Source organism: Blastomonas sp. CCH1-A6, from assembly GCF_001556365.1.
GTDB classification, from domain to species: domain Bacteria; phylum Pseudomonadota; class Alphaproteobacteria; order Sphingomonadales; family Sphingomonadaceae; genus Blastomonas; species Blastomonas ursincola.
The window spans coordinates 1-16,056 of sequence record NZ_LSIS01000465.1; the positions used below are offsets into that span (position 1 = coordinate 1).

Sequence of the window (16,056 nt, forward strand, 5' to 3'; positions counted from 1 at the left end):
ACACCGTCGAATGGTTTGCCAGCCCCGCCGATATCGCGCGGCTGCTTGCCAAGCTCGAACGCGAGGGCGATCCCGTCACGCGGGCGATCCTGAAGATCAATCCGGGCATCGCCCCGGTCAATGCGAAGCGCTGGGACTATCTCGGCTACAAGGGCGGGTCGGAGCCGGGGATCATGGCGATGAGCTTCCTGCTCCGCTCGAAAACCGGCGAACGTTATGCGGTCAGCGCGCTGGTCAACAATCCGGCGGCGGACATCGACCAGCCGGGCTTCGTCACGCTGATGGCGCGGCTGCTCGATCAGCTTGCCGGACCGCCAGCCACTCGTCCCTGAGCAGCCCGAACAACAGCGTATCGCGCACCCCGATATGCGTCTCCCATTCGGCGCGCAGATGGCCCTCCAGCTGGAAGCCCAGTTTCTGCAACAGGCCGATGGAGAAACGGTTATCGGGATCGGTATCGGCGAACACGCGGCGCTGGCCTTCGGTCAGGAACAGCTGGTCGAGCACCATCCCGACCGCCTCGCGCGCGATCCCCTGCCCCCAGGCCGGGCGGGCGAGGATATAGCCGATCTCGCTGACATTGGCGCGGCGCTGGTGCGCGTTGACCCAGCCGAGCGCGACATCCTCGCCGGTGCGGGTGATCGCCCAGCTGCGCCAGCTCGCATCCTCGCCCGCGACCGGCTCCAGCATCGAGCGCGTCTCTTCCACCGAGCGGTGCGGCCCGAACGCCCACCAGGTCATCAACTCATCGTCGGACAGGATATCGAACAGCGCCTCGGCATCGCTGACGCGCACCTGTCGCAGCGTCAGCCGGTCGCTCTGCAGGACGGGAAGGCCGCTCATGCCGCGGTCAGCGCAGCGACCAGCGCCTTGACCTTCTTCTGCCGCCATTGCGGCGTCGGTGCGACCACCCAGAACGCGCGGCGCGATTCGCGGGTCTCGCCGAGCGCCACCAGCCGCCCTTCGGTCAGGTCTCGCTCGGCGAGCAGCCAGGGCACAGTCACGATACCGAAACCTGCAATCGCCGCGTCGAGCCCCAGCCCGGCATCGGCGACCTGCATCACGGTGGAATCGTCGGCCTCGTCCTCGCCTGTGCCGCGCTGGCAGCCGGGCCAATCGATCCGCCGGTTGCCATCATAGCCAGGCGCGGCGACGGTGACGAACTGCGCCGGGCCGATCTGCGCGCCTTCCAGCTCGGCAGGCCCATCGGCCAGCCGGATCGCGCAATCGAGATTGGCCTCAGTAAAATCGATATCGCTGTCGCCCGAAACCAGCGTGTAGCGGATTTCGGGATTGGCAGCGGCATAGCCGATCAGCCGATGGTGCAGCCATTTGGCGGCAAAGTCGCGCGGCACCGCGATGGTCAGGCGAAAGCTCGACTGGCCCTGCTGCATCGCGCGCACCGCCTCTTCGAACTGCAGGAAACCGCTGCGCAGCGCATCGAGCCCGGCGCCTGCCTCATCGGTCAGCTCGAGACCCTTGGGCGTGCGGCGAAAGAGCACGACGCCCAGCATTTCCTCGAGCGCGCGGATCTGCTGGCCGACCGCCGCCGGGGTCACCGCCAGCTCGTCGGCGGCGCGGGTAAAGCTCAGGTGCCGGGCTGCGGCGTCGAGCACGCGCAGGCCGTTGAGCGGAAGATGGGTACGCTTCATGGGAAACGGTGATTAATCGGCAACCGCCGGTGCGACCAGCGGAAAACGCGGGATCTCGACCGCGATCATCTGCCCGTCGTCGCGCAGCATGCGGTACACGCCTTCCATCCGCCCCGTCGGCGTGTTGAGCGGACAGCCCGAGACATAGTCATGCGCCTTGCCAGGCTGGATCACCGGCTGTTCGCCGACCACGCCCTCGCCATCGACCTGATGCACGCCGCCGCGACCATCGGTGATCACCCAGTGGCGCGTGAGCAGTTGCACGGCCTGATCCGAATGGTTCTCGATGCGGATGTGATAGGACCAGAACCAGCGGGCGTTGTCCGCGCGCGAGCGATCCGGCAGAAAGCTCACCGCCACCCGCACCGTGATGCCCTGGGTGGTGGCCGAATGGCCGAAGAACCTGTCCATGCTGTCCGAAATGCCGTCCATGCCGCCAATATGCCTCTTTCAGCGCCGCCGCGAAAGGGGCACTGGGGAATATTTCGCCCGTGGGGCTGCTGACGGTTACTTGCCGCTCTCCTTCCTGAGATAGGCAATCACATCGGCGCGCTGCTGCGCATTCATCAGGCGGAAGGGCATCTTGGCCCCGGGGACAAAGCCTTGCGGGTTGGCGAGCCACTTGTCGAGCCTGGCCGCGTCCCAGGCAAAGCCTGCTTTCTTGAGCGCGGGAGAATAGTCGAAACCGGGCGCGCTGCCAGCCTTGCGACCGAACACGCCGCGATGCGCCGGGCCGACGCCATTGGCATCGAGCGCATGGCATCCGGTGCAGTTGGTCTGATAGACCTTGGCCCCGCGTGCCGCATCGCCGGTCTGTGGCGCCGTCTGCGCGCCTGCGGCCACCGTCGTCAGGACGAGCGCCGCCGTCCCCAGCGCCGCCATGCGCAAAATCCGATTGTCGATCAATGCCATCTCCACCTGCTGCTGCAACGGAGGCGCGATATGGGGGCGATGGCCGGCATTACCAGCCGCAACGAACGCGATTGCAGGCTTATTCGGCGGGTGCCACCACGGGATCGACCTTCGCGCGCCTGCCGGTCAGCCAGCCGATCGCGCGGGGCACCGGGCCGTGGCGTTCCATCCACGCAGCATAGGCGGCATAATCGGGATCGGCCATCAGGTGCCGCTCCTCGGTCCGCGCGCGCCAGTAATAGACGCCCGACACCGCGGCGAGCAGCACGGTGTTGCGCAGCCCATCCTGCCACGACCCGCTGGTGACCAGGAATGGCAGGGTGGAAAACCACCAGAAGGCGTTCTTCGACAGATAGGCCGGGTGCTTGGTCCAGCGATACGGCCCGTGCGTCAGGATGCCGCGATGGGTGAGGTTGGAAAAGCGGATGCCGAACGCGACCGTTGCCCAGGCATAGACACCGGTGAGAAACACCAGCCAGACACCCCAGATGGCGAGCAGGGTCGTGTGCCCTTCGAACCAATAAGCCCAGTCGGCCGTCGCGACGTGATAGTTGAGCGGACCGTTATCGCCCATCATGATGAACGGCGGATAGCAGATCAGCGCCGCGGCCCAGCCGGCCATAAAGGGATTGGCGGTGCGGATGTGCGAATCGAGCGGCTTGAAGGTCAGCACATAGCCGACGGTCGCGAACTGCACGTCGACCAGGAACATCGCGATGATCAGCCAATTGGCGATCCAGACTGGGTTGGTGGCGATCTCGGCGACATTGGCGTTGACGATATCGGCATAGCCGCCCGGCACGATCGAGAGCATGAAGGCGAGGAAAAAGCCCTTCACCGCCCAGGCGCGCAAGTGATGCCAAATCTGTTCGCGGTCCCAGCCGGGCTGGCCGGAGATCATCGCGCCGAAATGCCACGCGCCGTCGCGCGGTTCCTTCAGATAGCGGTCGATCCAGATGACATAGGGGATGGAAAGGAAGAACAGGAAGGGCGAGGCGTAGATGAACACCGCCATCGAGAACTGGTAATTGCCCGTCCAGTACCAGCGCGCGGTCGCATAGATCGCCGCGATCAGCGACCAGGTTAGCCACAGTCCGGTCAGCTTGATGGTGCTGATGTCGAGCACATCCTTCACGGCGCGCGGATGGCTCCAGTCGATGCCGGTGCTCGGGCGCAGATGGACCTTGTCGACAACGATCGACCAGATCACCATCGGCACCCCGGTAGCCACGCAGCAGACCAGCGCCGCGCTCGGCCCATCCCAGCCGAAATGGCGCGCCAGCGCAATCCAGCCCAGAAGTCCGACCAGTCCGATCAGGCCCGCGCCATGGCTCACCGCGCTGGGCGGACAGGGGTCGGACAAGGCGGACGCAGCTTGGGTCATGTCGCGCGCCTTTTAACCGATATTGGTAAGGATTCGATGAAGGAAATGCTGCGGTTCCAAGCCGGAATTCGCCGAACCGAGACAAATGCCGCTCGACTTGGAACCACGATCATGGCCTAATCGTCATCCCGGCGCGGGGCTGTTGCCATCAAGGGACGCGCCGGGAAAACAGGGTTGCAAAGGGTCGTATCATGCATCTGGGGCGTTTGCGGGCGCGCGGTCTCGCTTGGGGAGCAATGGGTTTCATCGCCACAGGGCTGGGCGCGCAGGTGGCCAGGGCCGAGACCATCCACGGCACCTGGGAAAACCCGACCGGCGATGTGCGTGTAGTTACCCAGCCGTGCGGCGAGAATCTGTGCGGCAAGGTCAGCTGGGCCAGCGATCTCGCCAAGAAGGACGCCGCTGCGGGCGGCACGCCCAATCTCGTCGGCACCAGCCTGCTACGCGATTATCGGCTGACCAAGCCGGGACACTGGAAGGGCAATGTCTTCGTGCCCGATCTGGGCGGCACCTATTATTCGACGATCAAGCTGCTCGATGCCGGGCGGATCAAGATCAGCGGCTGCATATTGGGCGGCTTACTGTGCAAGTCTCAGATCTGGAAGAAGGTCTGACGGATCAATCGGGGCGTTGATCCACCTCGCGCGATGCGGGGTCGAAGCCGTGCATCCGCCAGTGGTATTGCAGCGCGATGACCGCGCCCTTGGCCGGTTGCAGCATGACAATCGTCAGCAGCAGCGCGCCCAGCACCGCGATCAGCGCCAGCCACCCCATCGGCAGCAGCTCGCGGCTGCCGGCTGCAATCAGCACCGGGGCGAGCAGATGCCCGCTGATGAAGATCGCGATATAGGCGGGAAAGTCATCGGCCTGGTGCAGCGTCCAGTCCTGCCCACAGCACGCGCAGCGCGCGACGGGCTTCAGATAGCGGGCGAACAGCGGCTTGTGGTCGCAGCGCGGGCAATGGTTGCGCATCCCCCGCAGCGCGGCAACGAGGGCGCTCGGTTCCTCGATGGCCTTCTCGATCGCGCGGGGTGCGGAATTGGGCATGGCGTTCGTCCTCGGCCGGCCTCGATGCCGACAAGACGAGCGTTACGCCCCTGAGCCCACAAATGATAGCGGCTTGCGGCCATTGATTGACGGCCGAGCCTCCCCATCATGAAAGGCTCGCAAAACAGGGGCCTCCAATGACCATCCTCATCCCGATCCTGGGCGATCAGCTCAGCCTTTCCCTCTCGGCGCTGCGCGGCGTCGAGCAGAAACGGGCGGTGCTGCTGATGATGGAGGTGGAAGAGGAGACGACCTATGTCCGCCACCACAAGGCCAAGATCGCCTTCATTCTCTCGGCGATGCGCCACCATGCCGAAGCGCTGCGCACGGCGGGCTGGACGGTGGATTATGTGAAGCTGGACGACCCCGACAATGCAGGCTCGTTTACCGGAGAGCTGGCGCGCGCGATCGAGCGCCACGCCCCTGACCGCATCATCGCAACGCTGCCCGGCGAATGGCGGGTGCGAGCGGCGATGGAAGAATGGGCGGATCGGTTCGACGTACCCGTCGAGCTGCGCGAGGACGACCGGTTCGTCTGCACGCACGAGGAATTCGACGCCTGGGCCGAGGGGCGCAAGCAGCTGCGCATGGAGTTCTTCTACCGCGAAATGCGCCGCAAGACCGGGCTGCTGCTCGATGACGAAGGCAAGCCCGAGGGCGGCGAATGGAATTACGACAGCGAGAACCGCAAGCCGCCACCGAACGAGCCGCTGCTGATCCCGCAGCCGCTCAAGTTCAAGCCCGACGAGATCACCCGCGCGGTGCTCGATCTCGTGGCCAAGCGTTTCGGTAACCATCCCGGCAGTCTCGACCATTTCGCCTTCGCCACCACAGCCGAGGACGCGGCGAAGCAGCAGGCGCATTTCATCCGCCATGCTCTGGCGAAGTTCGGCGACTATCAGGACGCGATGCTGACCGACCAGCCGTTCCTGTGGCACTCGATCCTCTCGCCCTATCTCAATTGCGGGCTGCTCGATCCGCTCGATCTGTGCCGCGCGGTCGAAAAGGCGTATCGCGACGGCAAGGCCCCGCTCAACGCGACCGAGGGCTTCATCCGCCAGATCATTGGCTGGCGCGAATATGTGCGCGGCATCTACTGGCGCGAGGGGCCGGATTATGCACAGCGCAACGCCCTGAATGCCAGCCGCCCCCTGCCCGGCTTCTATTATGACGGTCAGACCGACATGCACTGTCTGAAACAGGCGATCGGCCAGACGATGGACCATGGCTATGCGCACCATATCCAGCGGCTGATGATCACCGGCAATTTCGCGCTGATCGCCGGCATCGATCCGCACGCGGTGCATCTATGGTATCTGGAAGTGTACGCGGACGCCTATGAATGGGTCGAGCTGCCCAACACGCTGGGAATGAGCCAGTTTGCCGATGGCGGGCTGCTCGCCAGCAAGCCCTATGCGTCGAGCGGCAATTACATCCATTCGATGTCCGATTACTGCCAGCATTGCCGCTATGACGTGAAAGCCAAGACGGGGGCAAAAGCCTGTCCGTTCAACCTGCTCTACTGGGATTTTCTCGACCGCAACGAGGACGTGCTGGGCAAGAACCAGCGACTCGCGATGCCCTATCGCAACTGGGCGAAGCGGGCGGACAAGGACAAGCAGGCGATCCGCGCCGATGCAGGGCGCTTTCTCGATTCGCTCACCAGATGAACGAGCTGATCGCAACAAAGAATGCGGTAAAGCTCAGGAAGAAAAGGCGGATTTCCTCGTTGCGTTGCGCGCGCTTGCGCTTGGCCAGCACCTCTGGTTCGTCGACCGGGGTCGCTGCGAGGACGCGGGGCGACAGCGCCGAGCGGAAGCTGTGGGGCTGAGCCGGGGTGCGAAGGAATTGAAGCCGCTGCATACCTGAGGAGTTAATGCATTTTTAACCATTGCCCATGGCAATTGATGGTTAACGCAATCGCTGTGCCGAAAGCGGACACCGGTTCGCCGCACCCGCTTTACGTTTACGTCAACTCTGCTGCGCAAAATCCGGTTGGAGCGCGGGCCAAGCTGCGCTAGACCTAGCACCATGAAGCACGAAACCATCCGCAAGGCCGAAACCATCCCGTTCACCTGGGACGACCCCTTTCTGCTCGACGAGCAGCTGACCGAAGAGGAGCGGCTGATCCAGCAAAGCGCGCGCGGTTTTGCGCAGGACGTGCTGCAACCGCGTGTCATCGACGCGTTTCGCGAAGAGATCGACGCGCCCGAACTGTTCCCGATGATGGGCGAAGCTGGCCTGCTCGGCGCAACCATATCGGAAGAATTCGGCGGCGCGGAGGCGAGCTATGTCGCCTATGGCCTGATCGCACGCGAGGTCGAACGGGTCGACAGCGGCTACCGGTCGATGATGTCGGTACAGAGCTCGCTCGTCATCCACCCGATCAACACCTATGGCAGCGACGAACAGCGCCGCAAGTATCTGCCCGGCCTCACCGCCGGCACGCTGATTGGCTGTTTCGGCCTGACCGAACCCGATGCGGGATCGGACCCGGCGGGCATGAAGACGCGGGCGAAAAAGGTCGATGGCGGCTATCTGATCTCGGGCGCGAAAACCTGGATCTCGAACAGCCCGTTTGCCGATGTGTTCGTGATCTGGGCCAAGTCCGACGCGCATGGCGGCGCGATCCGCGGATTCATTTTGGAAAAGGGCATGAAGGGCCTCAACGCCCCCAAGATCAAGGGCAAGCTCAGTTTGCGCGCGTCCACCACCGGCATGATCCAGATGGACGAGGTCGAAGTCGGCGAAGACGCGCTGCTGCCGAATGTCGAGGGGCTCAAGGGTCCGTTCGGCTGCCTCAACCGCGCGCGCTACGGCATCAGCTGGGGCGCGATGGGCGCGGCGGAATTCTGCTGGCACGCCGCGCGGCAATATGGTCTCGACCGCGTACAGTTCGGCAAGCCGCTCGCCGCGACGCAGCTGTTCCAGAAGAAGCTGGCCGACATGCAGACCGAGATTGCACTCGGCCTGCAGGCGAGCTTGCGCGTCGGACGGCTGATGGACGAGGGCCGGTTCGCGCCCGAGATGATCTCGATCGTCAAGCGCAACAATTGCGGCAAGGCGCTCGACATCGCCCGCATGGCGCGCGACATGCACGGCGGCAACGGCATCAGCGAAGAATATCAGGTGATGCGGCACATGGTGAACCTGGAAACGGTTAATACCTACGAGGGCGCGCATGATGTTCACGCGCTTATCCTGGGCCGCGCACAGACCGGAATTCAGGCGTTTTTCTGAACGACCATGATTCATCCCGTTGGTAACGGAGCATTAACCCGAACCATTTAGCTTTCGGCCTTGGCCAGGGAGCGGTGCAATCAGCGTTGATGGGCGGGTATATTCATGACTTCGGGTCCACCGGCCATGAGGGCTGGGGCGATCCTGACCTTGCCGACGCGGCAAGCAGCCGCATGGATCGGCCCGACACCTTGCGCCTGTTGCGCAGCCTTGATCGTGCGGGCATCGGCGTGTTCGAATGCGATCTCAGGACGGAAAGCCTGATCTGGACGCGCAGTCTTTACGACATATTCGGCGTCCCCCTTAAAGGCGATGTCCATCGCAGCGAGATCATAAAGCTCTACGATCCGGAGTCACGCGATGCGCTGGAGAGGGTGCGCTCGCGCGCGATCGAACGGTCGGGCAGCTTCGCGCTCGACGCTCGCATCACGCAGTCTGGCGGCGAGGAGCGCTGGATCCAGATCACGGCCCAGGTGGAATGCGTTGCCGGACGCCCCGTCAGACTGACCGGCACCAAGCAGGATATCACCCGCCAGCGCGCCGAGCAGGAGCGCCTGCGCGCCTCGGCCGAGACCGATTGCCTTACCGGCCTTGCCAATCGTGCGGTGTTCCAGACCCGCTTCTTGGATGCGAGCGTCGCGGCCCCCGTCTTCCGGCCGCTGGGCGCGCTGATCCTGTTCGATGTCGATGGCTTCAAGGCGATCAACGATCGCTACGGCCATCTGGCGGGCGACGCCTGTCTGGTGCAGTTCGGCAAGCGCCTTTCCCAGGCCTTTTTCGATTCCCTGATGGTGGCGCGAGTGGGTGGCGACGAATTTGCCGTACTGCTTCCCAGCAACCGCCACCTGCCACGGATCGCCCGGCGCGCGAAGGAAGCGATCAATCTGCTCAGGACGCCGATCGTCTGGAACGGACATCTGCTCGAAGTGAGCGCAAGCTACGGCATCGCGATCGCCGAAAACGCGATGGCCTATGATGCCGAAGCGATGTTCCTGCGCGCCGACCGGGCGCTGTATACTGCAAAGCGCGGGCGACCGAACGCTTAACTGCGCAGCCCTGCCAGTTCGTCGAGCTCGGCCATGATGTTGAGATTCTGCACCGCAGCCCCGCTCGCGCCCTTGCCCAGATTGTCGAGCATCGCGACCAGCCGCACCTGCGATCCATCGGCACTGGGTAGCACGTAAAGCGAGAGCCGGTCGGTGGCAGGATCATTCTCGCTCACGAGAAGCTCGCCCGGCACCGCATCGATCGGTGCGACGCTGACCAGCGGCTCGCCTGCATAATGGTCCACGAGCGCGGCGTGCAAGGTCCGCGCATCGGCAAAACCCAGCTCCGGATCGAGGAACAGCGGCACATCGACCAGCATGCCGCGGAAGGCGCGGACGACCGCGGGCGCAAAGATCGGCGCGCGGCTGAGCCCGGCATGCACCTGCATCTCGGGCAGATGCTTGTGCTCCAGCCCCAGCGCATAGGCGCGAAAGCCGATTTCCGGAGCATCGACCTGCATCCGCTGGATCAGATCCTTGCCGCCGCCCGAATAGCCGCTCACCGCGTTGACGATGAAGCCATGATCGGCGGGCAGCAGGTCCTCGGCGACCAGCGGCGCGACCAGCGCCAGGAAACCGGTCGGGTAGCAGCCAGGATTGCTCACCAGCCGGGCGCTGGCAATCGCCTCCCGCTGGCCCTTGCGTAGCTCGGCAAAGCCATAGGTCCAGCCATCGGCGACGCGGTGCGCGCTCGAGGCATCGATGAAGCGCGTGTCCGCCCCCTCGCCCAGCGCCACCGCCTCGCGTGCAGCGGCATCGGGCAGGCACAGGATGACGAAATCGGCGTCCTGGATGGCAGCGGCGCGCGCGGACACGCTCTTGCGATCGGCGTCGGAGAGCGTGATCAGGCGGAATTCGTCGCGCCCCGCCATGCGCTCGGCAATCTCCAGGCCGGTGGTTCCGGCCGCGCCATCGATGAAAAGCTTGAGCATCAGCCGATCCTCTTGCGCGCCAGAACCGGCTGCGGCGTGGTTTCGGGGAAGCGGGCGATCACATCGGCCAGCGGCTCTGCCACCACCTGCATCCAGAAGGCATTGGCGTGCACCAGCGTCTCTGCATCCGCCATCATCCCGACATGGCCGGGAAAGAAGACCAGATCGCCGCGCGTCAGCGGCTCGTCATCGCCCAGCGCGCGGCCGAGCGCCGCCATCTGCTGGTCGCTGTCGCGCGGGGCGGCATGGCCTGCGAGCATCAGCACCAGCTGCACCAGCCCCGAACAGTCGAGCGCATCACCGCCGCGCCCGCCCCAGAGATAGGGCGCGCCGATCAGCTGCTGCGCGCGATCGACCGGATCGCAGGTCAGCGCATCGAGGCCGATCGCATGGCGCGCCGACATCCAGCCGGCTTCGACCTGCAGGAACTTCCCGCACTCGCTGGCGCCGTGCACTGCGACCCGCGCGCCCATCGGCAGGCTCGCCACCAGCGGCGTCTTGATCGACGGTTCGGCAAACACGAGCGCGCTGCGGACATGCACGACATGGGTCGGCTCGGCGGCATCGCGGGTCAACGCGTCGAGCCGGACATAGCCGCAATAGCCGTCGTGAACGGCATAGCCCCACCCCCAGTCGCCCGCGCTGTCGAGCAGGGCGAAGCCTTCGCCCGGCTGCAACTGGCTGACCGCCTCGGCATCGGCGCTGCCCGCCTTGCGCAGCATCGCTGCGGCATGGCTCACGCGATGGAGCTGCGGCGCGACATAATGCGGCGCGAAGAACTTTCCGGCGAGCGCGATATCGGCCAGATCGCCGCGGATGGCCGTGACGCGCGGGTCGTAATCGGCGACCGGACCGCTCAGCACGAAGCACTGCTGCCCCGCTGCGGGGGCGTCAGAGCTGTCCTGCAGCGCCGATCCGGCATCCACCGGCGATACTTCCGCCGCAGAACGTGTCGAATGTGTCAATTACCCCAGTCCCTCAAGCCATACCGCGTCATGATGATCTGCCCCTGCCGGTGCCGGGCACCGCGCAGCCGGGGCTGATAGCCCAGTTGCCGGCATTTGTCCAAGCCCCGTCATTGCGGGGCAGGTTTCGCGTCATAGCGGCTGCGCAGATAGTGCCAGCTGGCGCGCAGCCCCATCGCCTCGCCGCCCTTGGGTTGGCCGGGGCGCGGGGTCGGGCGCCAGGCATAGGTGTCGAAATGCGCCCAGGCGAGACCCTCGCCGACAAAGCGCTGGAGGAACAGGGCCGCCGTAATCGACCCGGCAAAGGACCCGCCCGTGTTGCCGATATCGGCAATGTCGCTGGCATACATGTCCTCGTATCCCGGCCAGAGCGGCAGCCTCCAGCACGGGTCTCCCACCGCCGTGCCGCTGGACAGCAGTCCTTCGGCGAGCGGATCGCTGTTCGAGAACAGCGCAGGCAGGTCCGGCCCCACCGCGACGCGGGCAGCGCCAGTCAATGTCGCGAAATCGAGGATCAGGTCGGGCGTCGCCTCGCTCGCCTTGGCGAGGCAATCGCCCAGCACCAGCCGGCCTTCGGCATCGGTATTGCCGATCTCGACGGTGATGCCCTTGCGGCTCTTCAGCACGTCGCCGGGACGGAAGGCATTGCCCGCAATCGCGTTCTCGACTGCGCCGACCAGCATGTGCAGCCGCACCGGCAGCTTCATCCGCATGATCAGCTGCGCCAGCGCCAGCGCGTGCGCCGCGCCGCCCATGTCCTTCTTCATCAGCAGCATGCCCGAGGCCGGCTTGATGTCGAGCCCGCCGCTGTCGAAGCATACGCCCTTGCCGACGATCGCCACCCTGGGGTGATCGTCGCGGCCCCAGTGCAGCTCGATGAGCCGCGGGGCATGGCTGCGCGCCGCCGCACGCCCGACCGCATGGATCATCGGATAATGGGTTTCCAGCGCATCGCCGCGAGTCACGTCGAGCAGCGCGCCAAAGGTGCGGGCCAGCGTGGCGGCGGCCTCTTCGAGCGCAGCGGGGCCCATGTCCTCGGCAGGGGTGTTCACCAGATCGCGCACCCAGGCGGTCGCCTCGGCCTCCGCCAGCGCCGCATCTCGGCGCGCCGGATCGTTGGTCAGCAGCACGCGCGGCCCCTGCGGGCTGTCTTCCGGCTTCTTGTAGGCCGTGAACCGGTGCTGCGCGAGCGCCCAGCCGATCAGCGCATCGCCGGGCCGCACATTCCCTGTGAGACGATAATGCCCCGCGGCGAGCACTTCTGCGACCTTGGCGAGACACCATGGCCGCAGATTTGCGGCATCGGCCACGCCCAGCACCACCGCCCAGTCATCGGCGGAGTCGCCCGGAACCACGACCAGCTCGTGCGGACGCGCCGCAAAGCGCATGGCGGACAGGTGGTTGCGGATGCGCGGCGGCGCGGCGCTCAGCCAGTCGGCCAGCCCCGCCTTGTCGACAAGATGGATGCTGCGCGCGCTCTGGCCAAGGTCCGGCTGGACGAGGGAGGACAAATCAATCATTGTCAGGTCTTACAGCAATTTTACGCGCAACTGCGAGAGAGAATCATGATCGTTCGAAAACCTGGCTCTCTGGCGCTCGCCGCGCTGGCCGCATTGATGCTGCCCGCGATGGCCGCCTGTGGCCAGGATGCGCCGGTGACCGAAAAGGCCAAGCCCGCCACATCAAAGGACAGTCAAGCGGCGGCCAAGCCGGTTGCGTTCGAGCGTGAGACCGAAAAGTTCACGTACAGCTATGCTTATCCCGCTGAAGCCGCGGCGATTCCTGCGCTGGCCAAGCTGCTCGAGGAAGACCGTGTGCAGGGCCTGGCCGAGCTGGAAAGCGAAGCGGAGGAGGCGGAGAAGGACGCCAAGGCCAACGACTATCCCTATAACCCGCACATGCAGGGGACGAGCTGGTCCACCACCGGCAACACGCCGCCGCTGCTCGCGATGCTGGGCGAAATCAGCAGCTATTCGGGCGGGGCGCATGGCAATACCGGTTATGAGGTGCTGCTATGGGACAAGGCAGCAGGCAAGAGGCTCAAGCCCGAAGCGCTGTTCACCGACATGAACGCGGCGCTCGATCCGATGCGCACGCTCTATTGCGACGGACTGAAGGCGGAGAGGCAGGTGCGGCGCGGCGAGTATATGTCGGCCGATCCCGAGGACATGTTCAACGTCTGCCCGCCCTTCAGCGACCTCGTCATCATACCGTCCGCTGTCGGACAGGACAGGTTCGACCGCATCCTGTTCGTTGCGGCGCCCTATGTGGCAGGTCCCTATGCCGAAGGCGTGTACGAGATCAGCGTCCCGGTAACCCGGCAGACGATCGCCAGCATCAAGCCCGAATATCGGGCGGCGTTCAGCGCGGCGGAATGAGCCCTATTCCGCCGCGATCGCGGTGGGTTCTTCCACTTGTACCGCCGCCTTGCGGAAGGCGAGCACGCCATCGTCCACCGCCTCTTCGCGCAGCACCTTGCGGTCGAACAGATAATCCTGGTTGAGCCGCCAGGGCATGCGGTCGCCCTGCTTGGGCAGGATATCGAGCGCGCGCTGGACATAGCCCGACGAGAAATCGAAGATCTGCTCCTCGTTCACCGCCCCATCGCTGCCCAGCACCGGCACTGCGATGTCGCTGTTGGTGGCCTGCATATGATTGAGCGTGCGGCAGACGAAATCGGCGACGATATCGACCTTGAGCGTCCACGAGGCGTTCAGATAGCCGAACACGATCGCCATGTTCGGTACGTCGCTGAACATGCAGCCCTTGTAGTAGAAATGCTGGGTGAAATCGAGCGGCTGACCATCGACCGAGAAGTCGACCTTGCCCGCCATCGCGAGCTTGAGGCCGGTCGCGGTGACGATCACGTCCGCATCGAGATGCTTGCCCGACTTGAGCTGGATGCCGGTGGGGGTGAAATGGTCGATATGGTCGGTGACGATATCCGCCTTGCCGTCGCGGATCGCCTTGAACATGTCGCCATCGGGCACCAGGCACAGGCGCTGTTCCCAGGGGCCGTAGGGCGGCTGGAAATCGGGCTCGTGCATCTTGCTGCCCATGATCTTGCGGATGCGCTTGAGCAGATAGTCGCCGACCTTCTTGGGGTCCTTGCGCGCGCGGTTGAACGAGATCTGCTGCATCCGCACGTTCTTGAAGCGGATGATCCGGTACGCCCATTCGTCGGGCATGATCGCGCGCAGGCTGTTCGCCAGCCAGTCCTTGGCCGGGCGGCTCCAGTACCAGGTCGGCGTGCGCTGGAGCATCGTTACATGCTTCGCCCGGTCGGTCATCGACGGAACGATCGTCACCGCCGTCGCACCCGATCCGATCACGACGACGCGCTTGCCCGAATAGTCGAAGCCCTTGGGCCAGAATTGCGGATGGATGATCTGCCCGCCAAAGCTCTCGCGCCCGGCGAATTCGGGGTCATAGCCCTGGTCGTAATCGTAATAGCCGGTGCCCATGAACAGATAGCTGCAGGTCAGGTGCTGCACGCCTTCCCCCTCGACCTCGGCGGCGATCGTCCAGCGGGCCTCGCTGCTCGACCAGCTCGCCGAAAGCACCTTGTGGCCGAGCCGGATGTAATCGTTCAGCCCGCGCTCGTCCTTGATGCGCTTCAGATAACTCAGGATCGACGGACCATCGGCAATCGCTTTCTGCTCGCGCCACGGCTCGAACTCGAAACCCAGCGTGTGCATGTCGCTGTCCGAGCGGATGCCGGGATATTGAAACAGGTTCCAGGTGCCGCCGATATCGCTGCGCCGCTCGAGAATCGCGAAGGTCCTGCCGGGACATTTTTCCTTGAGGTGCACCGCCATGCCGATGCCGGAAATCCCGGCGCCGATGATCAGCACATCGACATGCGACGCGGCTTTGAGGTCAGACGGCTTTTCATGCTTCATGGCGGGACTCTCCAGTCATGAGGCCGCTGTTGCGGCTCTATCGATCGAAAGGTTGCTTACATCGTTGTGAATTGCAACCCATATCGGACCGCCCCGGCCATATTTTGCGCTCAGACGAGACGCCAGGCCCCGTCGATCCGCGCGATTACGCCACCCTGCCCGCGTTCGCGCAGCGCCTCGGGCAGCAGCGCTTGCGGAAGGTCCTGATAGGCGACCGGGCGCAGGAATCGGTCGATCGCCAGCGTGCCCACCGAGGTCGTGCGCCCGTCCGAGGTCGCAGGGTAAGGCCCACCATGGTTGATCGCATGCCCGACCTCGACTCCGGTCGGCCAGCCATTGGCGAGGATGCGCCCGACCTTGCGTTCGAGCACCGGCAGCAGCGAGCGGGCATCGTCGGTATCGGCCTCGTCCATGTGCAGCGTCGCGGTGAGCTGCCCTTCCAGACCGTGCAGCACCGCGAGCAGTTCCTCCCGGTCGGCGCAGCGCACGACGATCGACGAAGTGCCGAACACCTCGTGCTGCAATTCCGCCTTGGCGAGCCAGTCCTTCGCCGCGACGCTGAACAATGCGGTGCGGCCTTCGTGCGGGCCGGTCGGGTGAACGCCGCGCGCGATCGTCTGCACCTCGGGCGTGGCGGCGAGCGCGGCGCTGCCCTTTTCATAGGCCGAGTGGATTCCGGCGGTGAGCATGGTCTGCGGCACCTGCGCCTCGACCAATGCGCCCGCCTCGGTGAGGAACGCGTCGAGCGCCGCGCCTTCCAGCGCGAGCGCCAGCCCAGGATTGGTGCAGAACTGGCCCGATCCCAAAGTGAGCGATCCGACATAGCCCGCCGCGAGCGCCTTGCCCCTGCTTGCCAGCGCGTGCGGCAGCAGAATGACCGGGTTGATCGCCGACATTTCGGCATAGACCGGGATCGGCTGCGGACGCGCGGCGGCGATCTTCATCAGCGCCTCGCCGCCGCTGCGCGATCCGGTAA

Annotated in this window: 16 protein-coding genes and 2 pseudogenes; 6 read left to right on the forward strand and 12 right to left on the reverse strand. The window is 65.1% G+C overall.

Going from position 1 to position 16,056, the window contains the following annotated elements:
* A pseudogene (locus tag AX735_RS26115) lies at window positions 1-332 on the forward strand (serine hydrolase); the annotation flags it as partial.
* On the opposite strand, the gene AX735_RS20685 reads toward AX735_RS26115, so the two are convergent.
* The 5 genes from AX735_RS20685 to AX735_RS20705 form a co-directional block, all read right to left on the reverse strand.
* The gene (locus tag AX735_RS20685) at window positions 274-843 is read right to left on the reverse strand and encodes a GNAT family N-acetyltransferase (protein WP_066284336.1); all 570 of its coding nucleotides are present in this window, start codon (window positions 841-843) and stop codon (window positions 274-276) included. The pseudogene AX735_RS26115 and the gene AX735_RS20685 sit on opposite strands and share 59 nt — an antisense overlap.
* Entirely contained in the window at window positions 840-1,652 is an 813-nt protein-coding gene (locus tag AX735_RS20690; RefSeq protein ID WP_066284340.1) for a LysR family transcriptional regulator, read from the reverse strand. Before AX735_RS20690 ends, AX735_RS20685 begins: the two co-directional genes overlap by 4 nt.
* Before the next feature lie 12 nt (window positions 1,653-1,664).
* Window positions 1,665-2,063, reverse strand: a complete 399-nt coding sequence (gene apaG / locus AX735_RS20695; protein WP_060979975.1) for a Co2+/Mg2+ efflux protein ApaG — start codon at window positions 2,061-2,063, stop codon at window positions 1,665-1,667.
* A gap of 96 nt (window positions 2,064-2,159) precedes the next feature.
* On the reverse strand, window positions 2,160-2,564 hold the full coding sequence (locus tag AX735_RS20700; protein ID WP_066284366.1) for a c-type cytochrome: 405 nt from the start codon (window positions 2,562-2,564) through the stop codon (window positions 2,160-2,162).
* A gap of 79 nt (window positions 2,565-2,643) precedes the next feature.
* Window positions 2,644-3,948: a methyltransferase family protein gene (locus tag AX735_RS20705; protein ID WP_066284342.1), complete on the reverse strand. Its 1,305-nt coding sequence runs from the start codon at window positions 3,946-3,948 to the stop codon at window positions 2,644-2,646.
* Between the two features lie 191 nt (window positions 3,949-4,139).
* Here AX735_RS20705 and AX735_RS20710 point away from each other — a divergent pair, with 191 nt between their 5' ends.
* Entirely contained in the window at window positions 4,140-4,562 is a 423-nt protein-coding gene (locus AX735_RS20710) for a DUF2147 domain-containing protein (protein WP_231750201.1), read from the forward strand.
* Between the two features lie 4 nt (window positions 4,563-4,566).
* On the opposite strand, the gene AX735_RS20715 is transcribed toward AX735_RS20710, so the two are convergent.
* Entirely contained in the window at window positions 4,567-4,995 is a 429-nt protein-coding gene (locus AX735_RS20715; protein ID WP_066284346.1) for a DUF983 domain-containing protein, read from the reverse strand.
* 137 nt (window positions 4,996-5,132) lie between these two features.
* On the opposite strand from AX735_RS20715, the gene AX735_RS20720 reads away from it, so the two are divergent.
* The gene (locus AX735_RS20720) at window positions 5,133-6,665 is read left to right on the forward strand and encodes a cryptochrome/photolyase family protein (RefSeq protein ID WP_066284349.1); all 1,533 of its coding nucleotides are present in this window, start codon (window positions 5,133-5,135) and stop codon (window positions 6,663-6,665) included.
* Here AX735_RS20720 and AX735_RS20725 read toward each other — a convergent pair.
* Window positions 6,655-6,858 (reverse strand): hypothetical protein, encoded by a 204-nt coding sequence (locus AX735_RS20725; RefSeq protein ID WP_060979963.1) that lies wholly within the window; start codon window positions 6,856-6,858, stop codon window positions 6,655-6,657. The two genes, AX735_RS20720 and AX735_RS20725, sit on opposite strands and share 11 nt — an antisense overlap.
* A 168-nt stretch (window positions 6,859-7,026) precedes the next feature.
* On the opposite strand from AX735_RS20725, the gene AX735_RS20730 reads away from it, so the two are divergent.
* The gene (locus AX735_RS20730; protein ID WP_066284351.1) at window positions 7,027-8,235 is read left to right on the forward strand and encodes an acyl-CoA dehydrogenase; all 1,209 of its coding nucleotides are present in this window, start codon (window positions 7,027-7,029) and stop codon (window positions 8,233-8,235) included.
* Between the two features lie 89 nt (window positions 8,236-8,324).
* A complete protein-coding gene (locus AX735_RS20735; RefSeq protein ID WP_066284354.1) occupies window positions 8,325-9,281 on the forward strand; it encodes a sensor domain-containing diguanylate cyclase in 957 nt (318 codons plus the stop codon).
* Here AX735_RS20735 and argC read toward each other — a convergent pair.
* From argC to AX735_RS20750, 3 genes are all read right to left on the reverse strand, one after another.
* Complete coding sequence (argC, locus tag AX735_RS20740; RefSeq protein ID WP_066284356.1) at window positions 9,278-10,213, reverse strand: N-acetyl-gamma-glutamyl-phosphate reductase; 936 nt, start codon at window positions 10,211-10,213, stop codon at window positions 9,278-9,280. The genes AX735_RS20735 and argC overlap by 4 nt on opposite strands.
* Window positions 10,213-11,178: an NlpC/P60 family protein gene (locus tag AX735_RS20745; RefSeq protein ID WP_066284358.1), complete on the reverse strand. Its 966-nt coding sequence runs from the start codon at window positions 11,176-11,178 to the stop codon at window positions 10,213-10,215. Before AX735_RS20745 ends, argC begins: the two co-directional genes overlap by 1 nt.
* Before the next feature lie 110 nt (window positions 11,179-11,288).
* Entirely contained in the window at window positions 11,289-12,698 is a 1,410-nt protein-coding gene (locus AX735_RS20750) for a leucyl aminopeptidase family protein (protein WP_066284360.1), read from the reverse strand.
* A gap of 45 nt (window positions 12,699-12,743) precedes the next feature.
* On the opposite strand from AX735_RS20750, the gene AX735_RS20755 reads away from it, so the two are divergent.
* A complete protein-coding gene (locus AX735_RS20755; RefSeq protein WP_066284362.1) occupies window positions 12,744-13,556 on the forward strand; it encodes a PdaC/SigV domain-containing protein in 813 nt (270 codons plus the stop codon).
* Window positions 13,557-13,559: 3 nt separating this feature from the next.
* On the opposite strand, the gene AX735_RS20760 is transcribed toward AX735_RS20755, so the two are convergent.
* Complete coding sequence (locus AX735_RS20760; protein WP_066284364.1) at window positions 13,560-15,080, reverse strand: flavin-containing monooxygenase; 1,521 nt, start codon at window positions 15,078-15,080, stop codon at window positions 13,560-13,562.
* A gap of 110 nt (window positions 15,081-15,190) precedes the next feature.
* Window positions 15,191-16,056 (reverse strand): annotated as a pseudogene (locus AX735_RS20765) (aldehyde dehydrogenase family protein); the annotation flags it as partial.